Origin of the sequence: Streptomyces sp. NBC_00249, from assembly GCF_026342355.1 — a bacterium.
GTDB lineage: Bacteria > Actinomycetota > Actinomycetes > Streptomycetales > Streptomycetaceae > Streptomyces.
In genome coordinates, this window is record NZ_JAPEMV010000015.1 from 1 (window position 1) to 16,906 (window position 16,906).

The window sequence follows — 16,906 nt, forward strand, 5'->3', positions numbered from 1 at the left end:
CCGCGTCGGCGGCGCGGTTGGTCGCCGTGTTCAGGTACTGCTCGGCGGTCTGGTAGTAGGGGTCAGTCAGATTTGACGGCCGGGGGCGGGCAAGGTGGTCGGTCAGCTGCTGCAGGGAGGCGCAGGCGGACTTGGCAAACTCGCGCGCCGCCACCGTGGCCTTGGAGGGCGTCGAGCTGCAGGCCGCCAGGGAGAGCGTGGACGCCAACAGCAGGGGCAGGGGCAGTGACAGGCGAAGTATCAGCTGACGTCGACTAGTCATGGGTCAATCCTAGGTAGCATGACGGCCTGACCGCCCGGAAATCCGGTGGGCCCGCAGCCGCCGTCCCGCCCGGCCCACATCTGGGCCTTGTCTGCTCTGGCCTGCAACGCGGCCATCAACGACGGCACCGCTTCCGCCCACTCTCGCCTCAGCTTGTCGTTTATGGTCCGGCATCGAACGCGGGTCGAACTTGTTCGGAGTTTTCCCGGTTCACCAGCTGCGTGAGGGGCCGCGGGTCGATCCTGTGTTGAGCGACAGCGCAGTACGGAGGCCGGGATCGTGGGACTGGTCGAGCACAAGGTTGAGCGAGACCCGTTGACGGTGGTGACGGAGTTCCGCTCGGAGTTGTACGCCTGCCTGACTGCCCGGAGCGACGCCCTGTTCGAGTTGTGCGACGCGTTGCTGTGCACCGACGGTCCGGTCCGCACCCTCGTGGACCTTGCGCTCGCTCCCGAGCATCGGCGCGGGCACGGGGCCTTGTACTCGGGGATCAACCACGGTCGGATCAACGTCGCCCGGCTGCGGCGAGCACTGGTCGGTGTCCCGCTTCCCCGAGCCGGCGACGGTCGGCTGGTGCTGGCCTTGGACGTCTCCCCCTGGTTGCGGCCGGACGCCGATACTTCCTCGGACAGGTCTTTCTGTCATACCTTCGGTCGGGGTCTGGGCAAGCATCAGATGGTGCCCGGCTGGCCGTACTCGATCGTCGCCGCCCTGGAGACCGGCCGGACCTCATGGACCGCACTGCTGGACGTGATCCGGCTGGAGCCAGGTGCCGACTTGGCCGCGGTCACCGCCGACCAGATCCGCGACGTCGTCCAACGTCTCGTGGAGGCCAGCCAGTGGCGGGAGGGGGACCCGCAGGTCCTGGTCGTGCTGGACGCGGGCTACGACGCTCCCCGCATCGCCCACCTGGTGGCCGACCTGCCCGTGGAGGTGCTGGGCCGGCTCCGCTCGGACCGGGTGCTGCGCAAGCCCGTTCCGGTGCCGTGGATCTGCCCGCCGCAGGGCGGCCGCCCGCCCAAGCACGGCGGCGAGTTCGTCTTCGGCCGACCCGGGACCTGGGGAGAGGTCACCGCGGTGACCATCACCAACACCAACCGGTACGGGACCGCGACCGCGCAGGCATGGGATCGACTGCACCCCCGGCTGACCCGGAGGGCAGCATGGCTCCACCATGAGGGACCGTTGCCCATCATCGAGGGCACCGTAATCCGCCTGGCGGTCGAGAGGCTGCCCAGTGGCGGGGTGAACAAGCCCGTCTGGCTGTGGTGGTCGGGCATCGGCGCCGGCCCGGCCGACGTCGATCGGTGCTGGCAGGCGTTCTTGCGCCGCTTCGATGTGGAGCACACCTTTCGGCTGCTCAAGCAGACGCTCGGCTGGACCAGGCCGAAGCTGCGGGACTCGGCGGCGGCCGACCGCTGGACCTGGCTGGTCCTGGCCGCACACGCTCAGCTCCGCCTGGCTCGCCCTCTCGCACGTGACCTCCGACGCCCCTGGGAACGACCCTTGGAACCGAACAGGATCACCCCCGCCCGGGTCCGCCGAGGGTTCAGGAACCTGCACGCGAAGACGGGCACGCCAGCCGGTACACCAAAACCCACCCGCCCCGGCCCTGGTCGCCCGGTCGGGTCGAAGAACCGACAGCCCGCTACCCGCTACGACGTCGGGCGCGTCCTTGCCACCGGCAAGCCCTACATCCGGCCCGCCCACCACAAGGTCGGCACCAAACCCCGACGTGGCGGCAGCTCCGATGCGGATCAAAATGCCGAAGCGTCGAGTCCGACGATTGATACGGTCACTGGCTGGACCACAACAGCATCCAGACTTCCTGGACCCATCTGAGGAACGACCCCTGAGTTACCCATTTGAGACGGAAAACAGGACCAAGACCATCTGGGACCCAGCACTGCGAGTGGGCCAGATTTACGTGTCCATCGCGCATAGTGCCGGTCACCTGCTGGGACTGCCTACCGGAGTGACACCAAACGAACGCGGCGGTGCCGACGTCGACATCCAGACGTTCCAGGCATTCACACAGCGGGTCTACGACACCTGTTGCTCCACCAACAACTTCATCATGCACGACCTGATGCGTGGCATGTTGCTCGCCTCGATCGTGATGCTGGAGAACGGCGGCGGGACCATCACCCGCACTCCAGAGCGTGAAGCAGGCCTACTGGACAGCCACGACCTCTACAGACGCGGAATGTGGGCGGAGGACTGACGACCCCGTGAATGACACGGTGGCTCGCCGAAGAAACCTACGAGGGCCGCCATCCCCTACGCGCGACGGAAGTTAAACGACAAGGTCAACGCCCGCGCACCTCGGCGGGCTCGTCACCCGCGACGGTAGCAGCCAGCCACACGATCACATACTAAAACCCCGCGAAGCACCCCAGCGAGGCACCCGCACCGAGCATGCACCCACCCCAATCGGTCCAACTTTCTCGTCGCTAAACAGCGTTGGTCCAACTTCGGTGGCAATCCGTCCAACTTCGCTGTCACAGGTCAGCGTTGCAGTCGCCGGTGCCGCGTCACCGCTTCGAGTTGCTTGTTCCTCACCGGCCCCGGGGAGCCTTGCCGGGAAGCACGCACCCCTGTGGTCCCCGTCGGCTATACCGGATCGGGGCCGACTGCCCTGCTCGCCGTAGGAGAAGGAGCCCACCGCCTCATGACCGACGCCGCGAACACCCCTCCGACCACCCGTGCTGCCCGTGTGCTCACGACCGTCGCCGTCGTCATCGCCGTTGCCTACATGGGCTTATGGGCCTTCATCTCCGTCCCTCAGCTCACGGAGTTCCTCGGCGGCCGGGACATCGACTACCCGGTGTTCCTGGCCATCGCGGCCGTGGCCGGCCCCGCCCTGTTCTGGGCGTACATCGGTCTCGGCTTCGGACTCACCGTAGTGGGATGGGCGGCCGGGATCGCCCTCACCGGCATCCTCACCAGCCTCACATACGGATACACCCATGCCCCCCGCGAGTGATCCGCCGGACAGCCAGATCCTTGCCCGGGTCCGGCAGCGCCACAAGGACGTCCACGACAGGCTCCTCCGCGGTGACAACCTCAGTGCCATCAGCCGCGATCTCCGCCGCGACCGCAAGACGGTCCGCCGTTACGCGAGCATCGAACTCGACGACCTCCTGGCCTCCGCGCGCGACCGCCGGCCCGAAATCCTCGCGCGGTTCAAGCCCTACATCCAGCGGCGATACCGAACAGGAGGGACCAATGCGGCCCAACTCTTCAGAGAAGTGCGTGAGCAGGGGTACTCGGGCAGCAAGATCTCCGTCCGCAAGTACGTCGCAACCCTGCGAGCCGGCACCGCCATCGACGAACCCGTGCTCGTCCCGAGCCCGCGCCAGATCACCAGCTGGATCATGCTCCGTCCTGAGACCCTGAACAGCCGTGAAAGCACCCAACTCGACCGCGTCCTGGAATCTTGTCCCGATCTGAGAACCGCCCGCGAGCTCGCACACGCCTTCAACGCCATCGCCCGCGACCGGCGGGGCTCCGAACTCGCCCAATGGATGGCTCGGGCCCTGGCTGATGGCCCCAAGCAGATCCAGTCCTTCGCCACGTTCCTCCAGCACGACTGGGACGCGGTCGTCAACGGCCTCAGCCTGCCCTGGAGCTCCGGTGTCGTCGAGGGCCAGGTAACACGCATCAAACTCATCAAACGCAGGTCATACGGGCGAGCATCATTCCCCCTCCTGCGGACCCTTGTCCTCGCCCAACTACCTTGATCGTCCTTACGCATCGAAGTCGCTGTCATCACGCTGGGCTGACCTGCGCGGATCTGATTGGGCGAAAACCGTGCGGCAGGGGCGGGCTTGTTGCCTCATCCCGCAAATGGATCTTCGAGCGTGGGGATACACGGAGACAGCAACAGTTCGGTGTGTTGGGTGACGGTTCCGCGAGCCAGCCTCAAGACCCGGACCTCGTTCTCATGTGCTGGGTCTTCGTCATCGCGCAGGTGGAGGAGGCCGTATGAGCCCGGGGCGGTCGTGCCGACCCGGCTGAACAAGTCGAGGATCTCGGGTGAGGTGCGGTGGTTGGAGAAGCCTCCGATGTGGATGAAGGGTTCGCCGTTCATCCATCGCAGGTCGAGAAGGTATGGGCTGGCGATCCCGTCGATGTAGTGCCGAAGACTCTCAACGATCTCGGTGAGCCGGGTTGGGTCATCGTCGTCTGTGGCGCTCTCGCGGATCGTGATCCAGCCGTGGTATTCGAACATGACGGGAGCCTATCGGCGTGTTTAGTAGCGGGCCGACGTAGTGCAGGGACGGGTCAGTGATCGTCACGAAATGTGGACCACAGCCAGATTGGAGATGCACCATCAGAGCGCTGGGCCACATCGGGCGTTGGCCCGGTGCGCCGGGATCCCGGCGAGCCCGGCGTCCGGGCCCGGATCTACGCCGACGTCCTGCGCCCGGGACGGGACGGCCCATGAGGGAGTCTGGGCAAGCCATGTACGAAGGGCTTGCCCAGGGTCGCCTACGGCTTGCCCAGGCTCCTCGGCCTCCACCTCCCACAGGGGATGCGCCCGCCCGGTGCCGTAGCAGTGGCAGTGGCAGTGGCAGTGGCAGTGGCAGCACAGTCCATCGCCGGAAGTGGCGTGCGCGTCGATGGTGTCGACGGCATTACGCAGGAGCTGGGTGAGGCCGAGCACGTGACCGCTGTGGAGGGCGAGCTGGTGGCGCTTGCCGGCCATGATCTCCAACGCGGTCCCGGGCGGCGCGGCAGCCCCCAGCTCGTAGGTGGAGGTGTTGCCGCGGGTGAGGGCGGTGATCAGTTTGTGGAGGTGGCCCATCGTCTCCCCTCCGGAGAGTTCCACTCGCGCGGTGAAGGCAATGTCACCGGGCCGGGTGAGAGAGGAACGCGTCGGGGCGGTCGTGGGGTGGGATGTTGCCGACGGGATCGGCGTGGGCTCCATGGAGGGAGGCGAGGGCGTGCCACATGTCTCCCGGAAACGTCGGCATGAGCCTGGCGTTGTCGTGATGGTGTCGTCTCATGACTCCGTCGTACGGCCCCCAAGGAGGCGTCGGCCGGCTCCGGACCGTCGTGTCCCAGACGGTGCGGCCACGACCTGGGAAGGCGTCCCGTCCTGCGGCCCGGACGCTGGGCAAGCCCTCCGTGACGAGGGCTTGCCCAGCTGGACCGTGACCGGTCAGCGGGCCGAGCGTGACCGATCCGTCGCCCGCGATCGATCAAACAGCACGTCAGCGCCGTGACCGGTCCGTGCAACTCCCGAACGGCCGGTGACCGGTCATCGGTCACCGGCCAGCCACGGCCTCGCCCGGAGATCCGCAGCTAGAGACCATGATCATTCTCAGCGCCAACGGCTTACCAGTCCCAAGGCTGGAGAACATCCGGGAGTCCCCCCTCGAAGGGCTCGACGCGGCGGCCCGCAAGGGCAAGCACGGCGGCCGGCCGCCCGTCATCACCGACGACATGCTGCACACCGTGCTCCGGCGCCGCGCGAACGGCGAGTCGGTCGAGCAGATCCAGCCCGACCTGCACCCCCACCGGCAAACGCAAGGGCCAGGCCCCCAGGATCGCGAGCACCTACCGCGCGCTCGCCTAGCACCAAAACAGGGCACCACGTGACGACTGAACCTGTCACGGGACACGCAGCGTTCGCGCAGGTCAGAAAGCTGACCCGTCGGCGATGCGCGGTCAAATCGGGGTTCGGTCGGGTGGTCCGAAAGCGCCGCAAGCGGACTGTTTGTGGAGGTCAGGTGGTGTGGCCAACCGTGATGCTCAGACTGGCCAAGTAGGACTCTCAGTCACAGTTCCCCTGGCCGGGTTCGGGAAGCGGGACACTGGCCGTCATGTGGATGGGGTTCGACAAGAAGGAAGCCAAGGCCACGGCGGAGGGCGCGATCCCGTGGCTCGCGCCCACGGGCAAGCTCACCGTGGAGGCGCTGCGCAAGCTGGACCGGCCGCTGCTCGCGTGGGCGCCGGAGGGGGAGGCATACCGGTTCGACTCGGCCGCCTACTACTCCGAGTGCGCCGACGAGCCGGGCGGGCTGTCCCCGCTGGAGAAGAAGGTCGCGGCACTGCCCCCGCGGCCGGAGTGGACGATGGAGCGGATCTGGACTCCAGACGAGGACTCCAGCGAGGAACACCACACCGCGTACCACAAGGCCAGCGTCACGATCGGAGGCCGTCTCCTGCACCCCCGGGACCTGGACTCCTACGCCGCCTTCGCCTACGAGTACGCCGGCCTCGACGACGAGGACGCGGACGACGACCCCGAGCTGGACGAAGACGACCTGGGCCAGCCCCGCGTCACCGGCGATCTGGAGGCGGCTCTCGCCTGGGCGGCCGCCGGCGTCTGCGTCCTGCAGCAGTCCCTGCCCCACCCGTTCCGCGACGTCCTGCGCTACGCCGACACCGACAACCGCCCCGCCCACCGGGTCTTCTTCGCGACGACACCACGACTACAAGCTCAGTAACAAAGCACTACTAGGGCAAGCAGGGCAGTTGATGAGAATCTCTGAAATCGGGTCAGCGGCTGCTGGTGATGAGCGTGAAGTCGGCGGCCGCCGTGTCGGTCAGGGTGGTGCAGACCAGCACGCTGTAGCGGCGCGCCACGAAGGGGCCGGCCGGGATCGGCTCGCGGGCAATGACCAGGGTGCTGGTGCCGGTCACGAGGAGGCTCAGTTCTGCGCGGCGGCGCGGGCGGCCTGCTGCCGGCTCCAGGGCAGGGGCAGGCCGTCGTCGGCCTCGCGGGGCACCACGTGGGCGTGGAGATGTTCCTCGCGGTTCGCATGTCTCACGAGACGTGGACTTCCGGTCGTGGGGCGGGGTGTGGTGCACCCGTTTCGGGGCACCCAGGGAAGTCGTCAGCCTGCGTCTGAGCAGCCCGCCGGGAGAGGGGTTTCCCGTGCTGTCGGTGATCGTTTCCCAGTCATCTGTCGGCGCCGGGCAGTCTGTCGGGTGAGGAGGCGGGTGGCTGCTGCCCCAGCAGGCGCAGCGCGAGGAGCCCTCCGATGCCGGGAATGAAGACACACCCCTTGGTTCCCGGCCGCGCGAGGGCGGGAGTGAGGAAGACGGCGACGATAGTGGCCAGATAGGCCGTGCCGTGGAGCAGACCGCCCAGCGACGTGATCACCCCGGTGTGCACGGTGGACAGGTTGAGCAGCAAGAGCGTGAGGGATCCGGCTTCAACTGCGGCCGCGATGCGTAGGGTTCGCATGCTGATCAGGCTCCCGTCGTGGAGCCGGGGCGGACGATCATCAGGACGACGACGGCTGCCCACAGCAAGTTGAACATCCCCGTGGTCATGGAGAGGCGCGCCGCCGCCGACCGCAGCTCCGGCATGGCGTTCGTGGCCACGCCGGTGCCTGTCCCTCCTGCGCCGGATGCATCCGCGGGTTGGGCGAGCAGTCGGGCCTGCCCGGGCAGGACCACCGTGAGCAGCAGGGCCGCGGCGGCAGCCGTGAGCGCGATCGACGTCAGCAGCCAGGCATCGGTCAGGACGCCCATCCGGGCGCCGGTGGCGACGCCGAGGACCGGGACGGCGATGCCGACGACCGTGTACCCGCGGCAGATCTTGTGCAGGAACGCGGTGATCTGGCCGTTGGCCTCCGGTGCGTCACTGCTGGCCGACAGCCTGGCGTAGCGGGGGAACATCGAGGCTGCGACGGTGATCGGCCCGATCGCCAGGATCGCGGCCAGGACGTGCAGCGAGAGCAGCAGCTTGGTCACAGGGATCCTTTCATGGATTGGCTGCCAATAGATTGGCTACCGATCTATAAGTAGCACAGGGAGAGTCACTTAGGTAGGCTGCCTGACCATGAAGACGGATGCGGTACGCGGCCACCTGGACGGACTGCTGCTGTCCGTACTGGAATCCGGCCCCCTGCACGGCTACGCGATCATCACTGCGGTCGAGGAGCGCAGCGGGGGCGTACTAGAGCTGCGCAAGGGCACCATTTATCCCGCCCTCAACCGGCTCGAGCGGATCGGACTGCTGAGCAGCGCATGGGAGTCGGTGGGCGAACGACGTCGGCGCTGCTACGAACTCACCGACGCCGGACGGCGCAGCCTGGCCGCCGAGCGGACCCACTGGCGGGAGTTCATCGCAGCGATCGGCTCGGTGCTGGAACCCGCGCCGGCCCCCGGACACGCCGCGTGAAGGCGCCCGAGACCCGTGCCGACGACCCCATCGAAGCCCACCTCGCGGACCTGACGGCCACCCTGCACGGCCCGGCCCGACTCAAGACCCAGATGGTGGACGAACTGCGCGAAGGCCTCCTGGACACCGCGCGGGAACTGTCGCCCGATGCCGAACCCGACCGGGACGCCGCCCGCCAAGCCATCTGCCAGTTCGGCACCGTGGCCGAGCTCGCGCCCAGCTTTCAGCATGAACTGACCATCACCCAGGCCCGTCACACCGCGCGCACCGTCATGCTGATCATCCCGTGCGTGCTGGTGTGCTGGTACCTGGTCGAGCTCGCCACCCGGGCGGCGGACCGCCGGCTGCCGGACCCGCTCCAGGTGGCCGCAGCCCACCTCGGCGGCCTCGCAGCGCTCACCGCGTTGCTCGCGGCCGTGTGCCTCTCCGTCACCGGCACACTGGCCCGCCGACTGCCCCTCCCGCAACGACTGCCGCTCGTGGTCGCCTGGACGGGAACCACCGCGGCAGTCGCCCTCGGGCTGAGCGCGCTGACCCTCATCACTGCCGCGGTACTGGCCACCAACTGGCCACTGACCGCGGCCGCCTGTCTGATCACCATCGCCCTCCACGCGCGCATCGCCGCTTCTGCACGCGCGTGCCGCCGCTGCGCCCGCCTCCCTGTCACCGCCCCCTGACGAACGGGAGGCCGCGGAGCCCGCGCCCTGAGCGACGTATGTGTCGACCGAGCCGATCGCGTCCTCGGGGATGTAGAGGGTGCGGGCCTTGCCGTATTTGGCGCAGGCTTGAACCGTGAACTGGGAACCACGTCGGAGCCCGCGCGGTTGCGGCGTGGTGCCCAGCCGCGAAAGGTCCGGTCGACCTGGGAGTCCGGCCGTTGCCCGCCCAGGCCGACGTCGCGGAAGTAGCGGTACTGATCCAGCAGCCCAGACTCCTTGCCCCAGGCCGACAAGCCGATGGGCCGTTCCTGCAACAGGGTCCGGACCCTCTTGAAGGCCACCAGATCCGACTCGGTGGCCGCCAGAACATCGCGGCTGCGGCCCTCTGTCGGCGACGGGTGAAAAGTGGACCGTTGGCGTCGGATGAAAGTTGACCCCCATCGAGGGCCTGACTCGTTGAGTCAGGTCGGGAGGATGGGTGATCAGCGTGGAGGACTGGGCGGAGATCCGGCGGCTGCATAGGGCCGAGGAGATGCCGATCCGGGCGATCGCGAGGAAGTTGGGGATCTCGCGGAACACGGTCCGCAGGGCGGTGGCCGATGACGAGCCGCCGAAGTACCAGCGGGCGGCGAAGGGCTCGGTCGTCGATGCGGTCGAGCCGCAGATCCGTGAACTGCTCGAACAGTGGCCGGACATCCCGTCGACCGTGATTGCCGAGCGGATTGGCTGGCAGCGGGGCATGACCGTTCTCAAGGACAGGGTCCGTGATCTGCGGCCGGCTTACCGGCCCGTCGATCCGGCGTCGCGGACGGTCTATGAGCCGGGCGATCTGGCCCAGTGTGATCTGTGGTTCCCGGCCACGGAGGTCCCGCTCGGGTTCGGGCAGAGCGGTCATCCGCCGGTGCTGGTGATGGTGGCCGGCTATTCGCGGTGGATCACGGCCCGGATGCTGCCCTCGAGGAACGCAGCCGATTTGATCGCCGGGCACTGGCGGCTGCTGACCGACCTCGGCGCCGTCCCCAGGGCCCTGGTCTGGGACAACGAGGGGGCGGTGGGCTCGTGGCGGGCGGGAGGACCGCGGCTGACGGATGACTTCGCAGCGTTCGCAGGCCTGCTGGGCATCAAGTTCGTCCTCTGCAAGCCCCGTGATCCGGAATCGAAGGGGCTGGTCGAGCGGGCAAACGGTTACCTGGAGACCTCGTTCCTGCCCGGCCGGGTCTTCGCCAGCCCCGCGGACTTCAACATTCAGCTGGCGGACTGGCTCAGCAAAGCCAACCGGCGGATCCACCGAACATTGCAGGCGAGGCCGTCGGACCGGCTGGAAGCCGACCGCTCACGCATGCTCCAGCTGCCGCCGATCTCGCCGCCGGGCTGGTGGAAGGCGTCCCTGCGGCTGCCGCGGGACCACTACGTCCGCCTCGACACCTGCGACTACTCGGTCCACCCGCTGGCCATCGGCCGCCGGGTCGAGGTCGCCGCCGACCTGGACCAGGTCCTTGTGACCTGCGACGGCGTCGAAGTCGCCCGCCATGCCCGCTGCTGGGCCCGCCACCAAACCCTCACCGACCCCGACCATGCGGCGGCCGCGGCGGCGGCCCGAAAGGCGGCCGCTGGCAGGAAGCCCGTGCCGGCGCAGAACACCGACGTCGAAGAACGGTCGCTGGATTCCTATGACCGGATCTTCGGTGTCATCGACGGCGGACTGACCACAGGCGAAGGAGCGGCGTGATGACCAGCGGAAACGACACGAAGACCACGGCGAACGGCCGCGACGTCACCTCGGAGATCGCCTATCTCACCAGGGCCTTGAAGGCCCCTGCCCTGCGGGACTCGGTCGGCCGGCTCGCCGAGCGAGCCCGCTCGGAGGGCTGGACCCACGAGGAATACCTTGCGGCCTGCCTGCAGCGGGAGGTCGCTGCCCGCGACTCGCACGGCGCCGAAAGTCGTATCCGGGCGGCCCGGTTTCCCTCCAGGAAGTCGCTCGAGGACTTCGACTTCGACCACCAGCGGTCGGTGAAACGAGAGTCGATCTCCCACCTCGGGACGCTCGATTTCGTCGTCGGGAAGGAGAACGTGATCTTCCTGGGGCCGCCCGGGACCGGCAAGACTCACCTCGCGACCGGTCTCGGGATCCGGGCCTGCCAGGCCGGGCACCGCGTCGCGTTCGCCACCGCCGCCCAGTGGGTCGCCCGCCTCGCCGACGCCCACCAGGCCGGCAAACTCGCCGACGAACTCACCCGGCTCGGCCGGATTCCCCTGATCGTCGTGGACGAGGTCGGCTACATCCCGTTCGAACCCGAGGCCGCGAATCTGTTCTTCCAGTTCATCTCAGGCCGCTACGAACACGCCTCCGTGATCGTCACCAGCAACAAGCCCTTCGGACGCTGGGGAGAGGTCTTCGGCGACGACACCGTCGCCGCCGCGATGATCGACCGCCTCGTCCACCACGCCGAAGTGATCTCCCTCAAGGGCGACAGCTACCGCATGCGCGGCCGCGACCTCGGCCGGGTTCCACCCGCCAACACCGGGGAATGAACAACATCAACTGACGGACCGGGGGTCAATCTTCAACCGGCCAGGGTGGGTCACGATTCACCCGCCGCCGACAGACGCTTCCGCCGGTCGCACCTGGTCCCCGTCCCCGAGGTCGACAACCTGGCCGATCTGAACCTCAGGATCGAGCAGATCGAGGCAGCAGAGGACACCCGGCACATCGACAACCGGCCCACCTCGGTGGGCTTCGACTTCGAGTACGAGGCTCCGCTGCTGGCGCCCCTGCCCTACGAGGACTTCGACGTCGGGCTCACGCTGACGCCGAAGGTCGACAAGACCTCCCGGATCACGGTCCGCCTGAACAAGTACTCGGTGCCGGCCCGGTTCATCGGCGAGAACATCCGCATCTCGCTGCGGGCGGATGAGATTTGGGTCTTCGACCGGCACGAGATCGTCGTCCGTCACGAGCGGCTGGCCGGCCGCTACGGGTTCCGTGACCTGCTGGATCACTACCTGGAGATCCTTCGGCACAAGCCCGGCGCCCTGGAGAACTCCACCGGGCTGGCCGCGGCCCGCGAGAGCGGGATGTTCACCCCCGTCCACGACGCGTTCTGGGCGGCCGCCCGCGAGAGCCGAGGCCGCGCGGAAGGCACCCGGGCCCTGATCGAGGTCCTGCTGCTGCACCGCAGGATGCCTCACGAGGCCGTGGTCGCCGGGATGAACGCAGTCCTGGAGGCCGGGTCGGTCTCCCCGGACCTGGTCGCGATCGAGGCCCGCAAGGCCCTCGCGGCCGCCGGCGGGCCCCCGCCGGTCGTCATCGCCCCACCCGCGGACGCTCCGGTCATCGCCGGCCCCGCTGACCAGGACACCGAATCCGCCCGGGTCATCTCGCTGCCCGCGCGGCGTCCTGCCCTCCCGCCGGACACCCGGCCGGAGCCCTCGCTGGCTGCCTACGGCCAGTTGCTCTCTATCCAACCGAAAGGCTCAGCATGACGCAGAGCACCACCCCCGCTTCCGCAACTCCGGGGCGGTGGGGCTCCTTCGGCCTGCCCGCTCAGCGCGGCGCCGACCCGTCGGCCGCGATCGACGCGGCCTGCCGGAACCTGGGCCTGGCCACGATCCGCGACCGCTGGGAGGAGTTCGCCGCCCAGGCACTACGCGAGCACGCCTCCTACGCGGACTTCCTGGCCGACCTCCTCGAGAGCGAGTTCCACGACCGCGACGAGCGCCGCAAGCTCCGCCGGGTCAAGGAAGCCGGCTTCCCACGGAACAAGCGGATCGAGGACTTCGACTTCTCCAAGAACTCCAACATCTCCCAGGAGGTGATCAACACCCTCACCCAGCCAGGCTGGGTCCACGCCGGGAACCCGCTCTGCCTGATCGGTGACTCGGGCACGGGCAAGTCCCATCTGCTGATCGGCCTGGGCACCGCGATCGCAGAGGCCGGCGGCCGGGTCCGCTACACAACCGCCGCGAATCTGGTCAACGAGCTGGCCGAGGCCGCCGGGGACAAGCAGCTGGGCCGCACGATCAAGAAGTACGGGCGGGTGGACCTGCTCTGTCTCGACGAGCTCGGCTACGTCAAACTCGACCGCCACGGCGCCGAACTGCTCTTCCAGATTTTCACCGAGCGCGAGGAACGGCACGCGATCGCGATCGCTTCGAACAGGCCGTTCACCGAGTGGGACCAGACCTTCACCGACAAGCGGCTCTGCCAGGCCATCGTCGACAGGCTCACGTTCGAAGCCCACATCATCGAGACGGGCACCCAGTCGTTCCGTCTCGCCAGCACCACCGCCAAGCGGCAGGCCGCTGCGGCCTGATCCATCCGCAGACCGAACCGTCGACGGGCGGGCGCCCATAAAGGTGCCCGCCCGTTCGCATGCCTGTCAGGGGACGCGCCCGGGCGGGCTCCGTGAACCACACGCTATCGGTCCCCAACAAGCTTCTCTTGCACCTTGCTTGCTCCGCCCCAGGACAGCCCGGAAACGTCACCCGATCGAGGGGTGGGGCCACTTCAATCCGTTCCTCCAGGACACCACCAGACCCGTTCACCCACACGGCCCAAAAGTGGGGCCACCCCAGACCGGGCGGATTCCAGCAACCGTCGCAACAGCTGGTCACTCGACTGTTGCGATGAGCCTACTGAAGTGGTGGTTGGGTGTCTGCCAGCCGAGGGTCTTGCGCGGTCGGTCGTTCAGCTCGGCGGCGACGGTGGCGAGGTCGGCTGCGGTGTGGACGGAGAGGTCGGTGCCCTTCGGGAAGTACTCGCGCAGGAGACCGTTCGTGTTCTCGTTCGTCGGTCGTTGCCAGGGGCTGGCGGGATCGCAGAAGAACACCGGGACTCGAGTCGCGAGGGTGAACTCGTCGTGGCGGCCCATCTCGCTGCCCTGATCCCATGTCAGTGATCGCGCGAGCGAGAGGGGAAGGTCCTCGAAGGTGCGGACGAGCGCGTCGCGGACGTGTTCGGCGCCGCGGCCGTCGGGGAGGTGGACGAGCTTGACGTAGCGGGTGGTGCGGTCAACCAGGGTGCCGATGGCGGACCGGTTGTCCTTGCCGACGATCAAGTCACCCTCCCAGTGGCCGGGGACTGTGCGGTCAGCAGCTTCCGCTGGCCGTTCGCTGATGGTCAGGCCGGCCGTCCTGAACCGGGTGACACGCTGGTCGGGGCGGCGGCGCTTGCGCCGGTGCTTGCGGCGGGTCCGCAGCTGGCCGGGAGCGCGGTCCAGGCCGCCGCGATGGGGCAGGTAGATCGCCTGGTAGATGGTTTCCGGGGACAGATGCCGTCCCGGCTGGCCAGGGAACGCGGCTGGCAGCACGCGGCTGATCTGTTCCGGACTCCATCGCTTGCCCAGGTGCAGCTGGACGAACTCCTTCAGCTCCGGATCACGGCGGAGTTTGCCTTCTTTGGACCGGGCCCGGCGGGCCACGGCCCGGCGCTGGGCCCGGAAGGGCTGGTAGGTGCCGGTGACGGGGTTGCTGTTGCGGTGCAGCTCGCGGCTGATCGTGGAAGGGCTACGGCTCAGCCGACGGGCTATCGACCGCAGCGAGTGCCCCGCGCAGAGCAGGTCAGCTATCTGGACACGCTCGTCCTCGGACAGGAAGCGTTCGGAAACCGCCTCCTTCTTCTCAGCGATCGGGGCGTAGACGTAGTCGGGGCCCGTCTCGTTCTTCACCGTCCGTCCATAGGTCCACCGGTTGCCCGTCTTGCGGTTGACACCGACCTCCCGGCACGCGGCCGAGTTACTCATCCCTTGCGCCATGAGCCGAAGGTATCGATCACGCTTGTCGGCCAGAGCAGCAGATCCAGGCTGTCTAACTCCTCGACGCTTCCTCGTCATTGCAACACCTTCGGGGTCTTGTGTTGCGACGAGATCTAGAACTCACCCCGTCCACTGGGGCCAAAACAACCCGTCGAAAACAGCATGAAGATCGCAGTCCTCGGTACCGGCGGCGGAGGCCGCGCGCACGCCGCCAAGCTCGCGGAACTCGGCCACGACGTCGTCGTCGGCACTCGCGACCCCAAGATCACGATTGGCCGCACCGAGCCCGATTCCATGGGCACCCCGCCGTTCGGGCAGTGGCTCGCCGGCCACCCCGGCATCGAGCTCATGACCTTCGGCGACGCGGCACGGGCAGCAGACCTCGTCATCAACGGCATCGACGGCGCCAACGCGGTACGGGAACTCACCGCGATCAGCGAGCACCTGGTCGGCAAGACCCTGATGGACTACGCCGTCCCGTTCGTCTACAACCCGGAGCGCGAGCACCCCTGGCCCACCCCGTGGGGTGTGATGCCCGCCCTGGACCCGGTGGACTCCGACAGCCTGGGCGAGCGCATCCAGCGTGCCCTGCCCGCTACGAAGGTAGTCAAGGCCTGCGTCACCCAGGAGCAGGAGACGGCCGTCGCCCCCAAGACCATCGGCGGCGGTGAGCACACAATGTTCATCGCCGGCGAGGACCCCGACGCCAAGGAACAGGTCGCCGAGCTGCTGCGGGCATACGGCTGGCAGGACGTCCTCGACCTCGGGCCGATTGTCTCCGCCCGGGGCATGGAGATGTACGCCCACATGCACAGCGCCATCCAGTTCGCGCTTGGTGGCGCCCGCTTCGGCATCAAGGTCATCCGCTGACCGGATGGCACCCGCTGAGCACGCCTGAGGCCCTGCTCTCGACTGTGGTCTCGCGCGGCTGGTGCGGCCGTTCGCGGGTGGCGGCGGGCTTGACGACCACGTACTCCCCGGGGTGATCGATCGTGGCGGCGAGTTCCCCGGCGGGCACCGTGCCATCCCTCCCATATAGGACAGCCAGTGCCCTATATCCCTGCCAGCCTTGTTCTGCACGACTTCGCAAGGCAGGGAAAGGCCCCCCGACGGGGCATGGTCGGCCGTGGCAGGCCCGCCCCGCTGACCGGCGATGATTGATGCGTGCGGGCTGGACAGTGGCGTCCGGCGGGTTCTCGGGGGTGGGGCAGTGATCGAGGTCGGGCAGCAGGGCGCGTTCAGTGTGAACAGTGTCGGCGTGGAGCGCCGACCGTTCCCCTTGAGTTTCAGCGTCCGCGAGACCGAGGGGCTGTGGCGGGTGACCGCCGGCGCGGCTCAGGCGGGCGAGCTGGTCGACCTGCTCGTGTCCGTGGCGAACGACAAGGTTGCAGTGGTCTCGCTGGAGACCAACTCCTACCTGGACGAGAATTGGCACCCGCTACAGCCCGCGCTGATCGCGGCCGAGCTCGGCGTGCCGTGCACGGTCCACCCCCTCGGCTCGCGGGCGTCTGGCACGCACGGACTCGCGGAGGAATTCCTGGTGATGGACCGGGACCTCTTGCCCCGTCTCCTCGACGGCACCTGGTCGCCGTACGAGCTGACTCTGATCGACGTGCCCGCCGACGTGACCCCGGAGCAGCTCGACGATCTCGCCCTCGTGCTCGGCACGACCGGCGGCGACGAGCCGCTCCTGAGCCGCCTGGCAGACTCCAGGATCTGGTTCTCGGGCCACGACGACTGCTACGTATCGCTGGAAACCCGCGACCCCGCCCTGCCGGCCGCCGTCCTGGCGCGGCTGCTGACCCTGCTGGCCGGCTCCGCCCTCGCCGAACTCACCGAGGAACCCCTCTCTCGCGTGCCCGAGCCCAGGCCCTGGCTGCCCGAGCAGCTGATCGCCACTGCACCCCACTGGATCGGAGCCCTGGGCAAAGTCACCGAGGATCTGGTCACCATCGGGCTGGCTGCCCTGCCCGACCCGTGGCGGCTGGGCGTCTCCTTCCCTCAGCAGGCCGACCTCACCGCGACGCTCGACATACGTCACGGCACCTGGCGGATCACGTCTGCGAGGTAAAACGCGGGACCAACA

Annotated in this window: 22 protein-coding genes and 1 pseudogene; 15 read left to right on the forward strand and 8 right to left on the reverse strand. The window is 68.2% G+C overall.

The genetic code is table 11. The features are described from left to right. A partial coding sequence (locus tag OOK31_RS38640; protein ID WP_267092136.1) for a hypothetical protein occupies positions 1-262 on the reverse strand: 262 nt, incomplete at its 3' end. Positions 263-541: 279 nt separating this feature from the next. Here OOK31_RS38640 and OOK31_RS38645 point away from each other — a divergent pair. The 4 genes and pseudogenes from OOK31_RS38645 to OOK31_RS38660 form a co-directional block, all read left to right on the forward strand. Continuing rightward, positions 542-1,927: pseudogene (locus OOK31_RS38645) on the forward strand (NF041680 family putative transposase); the annotation flags it as partial. Between the two features lie 97 nt (positions 1,928-2,024). Beyond that, positions 2,025-2,486, forward strand: a complete 462-nt coding sequence (locus tag OOK31_RS38650; protein ID WP_267091842.1) for a DUF6086 family protein — start codon at positions 2,025-2,027, stop codon at positions 2,484-2,486. 447 nt (positions 2,487-2,933) lie between these two features. After that, positions 2,934-3,248 (forward strand): hypothetical protein, encoded by a 315-nt coding sequence (locus tag OOK31_RS38655; protein ID WP_267091841.1) that lies wholly within the window; start codon positions 2,934-2,936, stop codon positions 3,246-3,248. Beyond that, positions 3,232-4,005 carry a transposase gene (locus tag OOK31_RS38660; protein ID WP_267091840.1) on the forward strand — a complete coding sequence of 258 codons (774 nt, stop codon included), beginning with the start codon at positions 3,232-3,234 and terminating at the stop codon, positions 4,003-4,005. Before OOK31_RS38655 ends, OOK31_RS38660 begins: the two co-directional genes overlap by 17 nt. A 95-nt stretch (positions 4,006-4,100) precedes the next feature. On the opposite strand, the gene OOK31_RS38665 is transcribed toward OOK31_RS38660, so the two are convergent. Continuing rightward, the gene (locus OOK31_RS38665; protein ID WP_267091839.1) at positions 4,101-4,496 is read right to left on the reverse strand and encodes an Imm7 family immunity protein; all 396 of its coding nucleotides are present in this window, start codon (positions 4,494-4,496) and stop codon (positions 4,101-4,103) included. Between the two features lie 135 nt (positions 4,497-4,631). Between OOK31_RS38665 and OOK31_RS38670 the strand changes: the two genes are divergently transcribed. Beyond that, positions 4,632-4,712 carry a DUF6207 family protein gene (locus tag OOK31_RS38670; RefSeq protein ID WP_267091852.1) on the forward strand — a complete coding sequence of 27 codons (81 nt, stop codon included), beginning with the start codon at positions 4,632-4,634 and terminating at the stop codon, positions 4,710-4,712. A 403-nt stretch (positions 4,713-5,115) separates the two neighbouring features. Here the strand turns inward: OOK31_RS38670 and OOK31_RS38675 are convergent, their stop codons facing one another. Next, on the reverse strand, positions 5,116-5,274 hold the full coding sequence (locus OOK31_RS38675; protein ID WP_267091838.1) for a hypothetical protein: 159 nt from the start codon (positions 5,272-5,274) through the stop codon (positions 5,116-5,118). Between the two features lie 307 nt (positions 5,275-5,581). Between OOK31_RS38675 and OOK31_RS38680 the strand changes: the two genes are divergently transcribed. Together OOK31_RS38680 and OOK31_RS38685 are read left to right on the forward strand one after the other, a co-directional pair. Beyond that, on the forward strand, positions 5,582-5,869 hold the full coding sequence (locus OOK31_RS38680; RefSeq protein WP_267091837.1) for a hypothetical protein: 288 nt from the start codon (positions 5,582-5,584) through the stop codon (positions 5,867-5,869). A gap of 224 nt (positions 5,870-6,093) precedes the next feature. Beyond that, entirely contained in the window at positions 6,094-6,720 is a 627-nt protein-coding gene (locus OOK31_RS38685) for a hypothetical protein (protein ID WP_267091836.1), read from the forward strand. Between the two features lie 52 nt (positions 6,721-6,772). Here OOK31_RS38685 and OOK31_RS38690 read toward each other — a convergent pair whose 3' ends face one another. The 3 genes from OOK31_RS38690 to OOK31_RS38700 all read right to left on the reverse strand — a co-directional run bounded on the left by OOK31_RS38690 (position 6,773) and on the right by OOK31_RS38700 (position 7,975). Then, positions 6,773-6,916, reverse strand: coding sequence for a hypothetical protein (locus OOK31_RS38690; protein ID WP_267091835.1), 144 nt, complete (start codon positions 6,914-6,916; stop codon positions 6,773-6,775). Positions 6,917-7,175: 259 nt separating this feature from the next. Beyond that, complete coding sequence (locus tag OOK31_RS38695; protein WP_267091834.1) at positions 7,176-7,463, reverse strand: hypothetical protein; 288 nt, start codon at positions 7,461-7,463, stop codon at positions 7,176-7,178. A gap of 5 nt (positions 7,464-7,468) precedes the next feature. Beyond that, the gene (locus OOK31_RS38700; protein WP_267091833.1) at positions 7,469-7,975 is read right to left on the reverse strand and encodes a DUF2269 family protein; all 507 of its coding nucleotides are present in this window, start codon (positions 7,973-7,975) and stop codon (positions 7,469-7,471) included. 88 nt (positions 7,976-8,063) lie between these two features. Between OOK31_RS38700 and OOK31_RS38705 the strand changes: the two genes are divergently transcribed. From OOK31_RS38705 to istB (OOK31_RS38730), 6 genes are all read left to right on the forward strand, one after another. Beyond that, positions 8,064-8,405: a PadR family transcriptional regulator gene (locus OOK31_RS38705; RefSeq protein WP_267091832.1), complete on the forward strand. Its 342-nt coding sequence runs from the start codon at positions 8,064-8,066 to the stop codon at positions 8,403-8,405. After that, positions 8,402-9,082, forward strand: a complete 681-nt coding sequence (locus tag OOK31_RS38710; RefSeq protein ID WP_267091831.1) for a hypothetical protein — start codon at positions 8,402-8,404, stop codon at positions 9,080-9,082. The genes OOK31_RS38705 and OOK31_RS38710 overlap by 4 nt, the downstream gene beginning before the upstream one ends. Positions 9,083-9,542: 460 nt before the next feature. After that, positions 9,543-10,793: an IS21 family transposase gene (gene istA / locus OOK31_RS38715; RefSeq protein ID WP_267091830.1), complete on the forward strand. Its 1,251-nt coding sequence runs from the start codon at positions 9,543-9,545 to the stop codon at positions 10,791-10,793. Next, complete coding sequence (gene istB / locus OOK31_RS38720) at positions 10,793-11,599, forward strand: IS21-like element helper ATPase IstB (protein ID WP_267091829.1); 807 nt, start codon at positions 10,793-10,795, stop codon at positions 11,597-11,599. Before istA ends, istB (OOK31_RS38720) begins: the two co-directional genes overlap by 1 nt. Before the next feature lie 45 nt (positions 11,600-11,644). Beyond that, entirely contained in the window at positions 11,645-12,550 is a 906-nt protein-coding gene (locus OOK31_RS38725) for a hypothetical protein (protein WP_267092137.1), read from the forward strand. Further along, positions 12,547-13,380 carry an IS21-like element helper ATPase IstB gene (gene istB / locus OOK31_RS38730; protein ID WP_267092138.1) on the forward strand — a complete coding sequence of 278 codons (834 nt, stop codon included), beginning with the start codon at positions 12,547-12,549 and terminating at the stop codon, positions 13,378-13,380. Before OOK31_RS38725 ends, istB (OOK31_RS38730) begins: the two co-directional genes overlap by 4 nt. 297 nt (positions 13,381-13,677) lie before the next feature. On the opposite strand, the gene OOK31_RS38735 is transcribed toward istB (OOK31_RS38730), so the two are convergent. Then, entirely contained in the window at positions 13,678-14,820 is a 1,143-nt protein-coding gene (locus OOK31_RS38735; RefSeq protein WP_323188311.1) for an IS30 family transposase, read from the reverse strand. A gap of 162 nt (positions 14,821-14,982) precedes the next feature. On the opposite strand from OOK31_RS38735, the gene OOK31_RS38740 reads away from it, so the two are divergent. After that, positions 14,983-15,690, forward strand: coding sequence for an NADPH-dependent F420 reductase (locus tag OOK31_RS38740; protein ID WP_267092140.1), 708 nt, complete (start codon positions 14,983-14,985; stop codon positions 15,688-15,690). Here the strand turns inward: OOK31_RS38740 and OOK31_RS38745 are convergent. Continuing rightward, positions 15,680-15,838, reverse strand: a complete 159-nt coding sequence (locus OOK31_RS38745; protein WP_267092141.1) for a hypothetical protein — start codon at positions 15,836-15,838, stop codon at positions 15,680-15,682. The genes OOK31_RS38740 and OOK31_RS38745 overlap by 11 nt on opposite strands. A gap of 240 nt (positions 15,839-16,078) precedes the next feature. Between OOK31_RS38745 and OOK31_RS38750 the strand changes: the two genes are divergently transcribed. Further along, the gene (locus OOK31_RS38750; RefSeq protein ID WP_267092142.1) at positions 16,079-16,891 is read left to right on the forward strand and encodes a hypothetical protein; all 813 of its coding nucleotides are present in this window, start codon (positions 16,079-16,081) and stop codon (positions 16,889-16,891) included. Positions 16,892-16,906: the final 15 nt, after the last annotated feature.

Excerpts from the sequence above, each read along its gene's own strand:
- OOK31_RS38650 (WP_267091842.1), top strand. The coding sequence starts at position 2,025 with ATGCCGAAGCGTCGAGTCCGACGATTGATACGGTCACTGGCTGGACCA.
- OOK31_RS38655 (WP_267091841.1), top strand. The coding sequence starts at position 2,934 with ATGACCGACGCCGCGAACACCCCTCCGACCACCCGTGCTGCCCGTGTG.
- OOK31_RS38660 (WP_267091840.1), top strand. The coding sequence starts at position 3,232 with ATGCCCCCCGCGAGTGATCCGCCGGACAGCCAGATCCTTGCCCGGGTC.
- OOK31_RS38665 (WP_267091839.1), bottom strand. The coding sequence starts at position 4,496 with ATGTTCGAATACCACGGCTGGATCACGATCCGCGAGAGCGCCACAGAC.
- OOK31_RS38675 (WP_267091838.1), bottom strand. The coding sequence starts at position 5,274 with ATGAGACGACACCATCACGACAACGCCAGGCTCATGCCGACGTTTCCG.
- OOK31_RS38680 (WP_267091837.1), top strand. The coding sequence starts at position 5,582 with ATGATCATTCTCAGCGCCAACGGCTTACCAGTCCCAAGGCTGGAGAAC.
- OOK31_RS38685 (WP_267091836.1), top strand. The coding sequence starts at position 6,094 with ATGTGGATGGGGTTCGACAAGAAGGAAGCCAAGGCCACGGCGGAGGGC.
- OOK31_RS38695 (WP_267091834.1), bottom strand. The coding sequence starts at position 7,463 with ATGCGAACCCTACGCATCGCGGCCGCAGTTGAAGCCGGATCCCTCACG.
- OOK31_RS38705 (WP_267091832.1), top strand. The coding sequence starts at position 8,064 with ATGAAGACGGATGCGGTACGCGGCCACCTGGACGGACTGCTGCTGTCC.
- istB (WP_267091829.1), top strand. The coding sequence starts at position 10,793 with ATGACCAGCGGAAACGACACGAAGACCACGGCGAACGGCCGCGACGTC.
- istB (WP_267092138.1), top strand. The coding sequence starts at position 12,547 with ATGACGCAGAGCACCACCCCCGCTTCCGCAACTCCGGGGCGGTGGGGC.
- OOK31_RS38735 (WP_323188311.1), bottom strand. The coding sequence starts at position 14,820 with ATGGCGCAAGGGATGAGTAACTCGGCCGCGTGCCGGGAGGTCGGTGTC.
- OOK31_RS38740 (WP_267092140.1), top strand. The coding sequence starts at position 14,983 with ATGAAGATCGCAGTCCTCGGTACCGGCGGCGGAGGCCGCGCGCACGCC.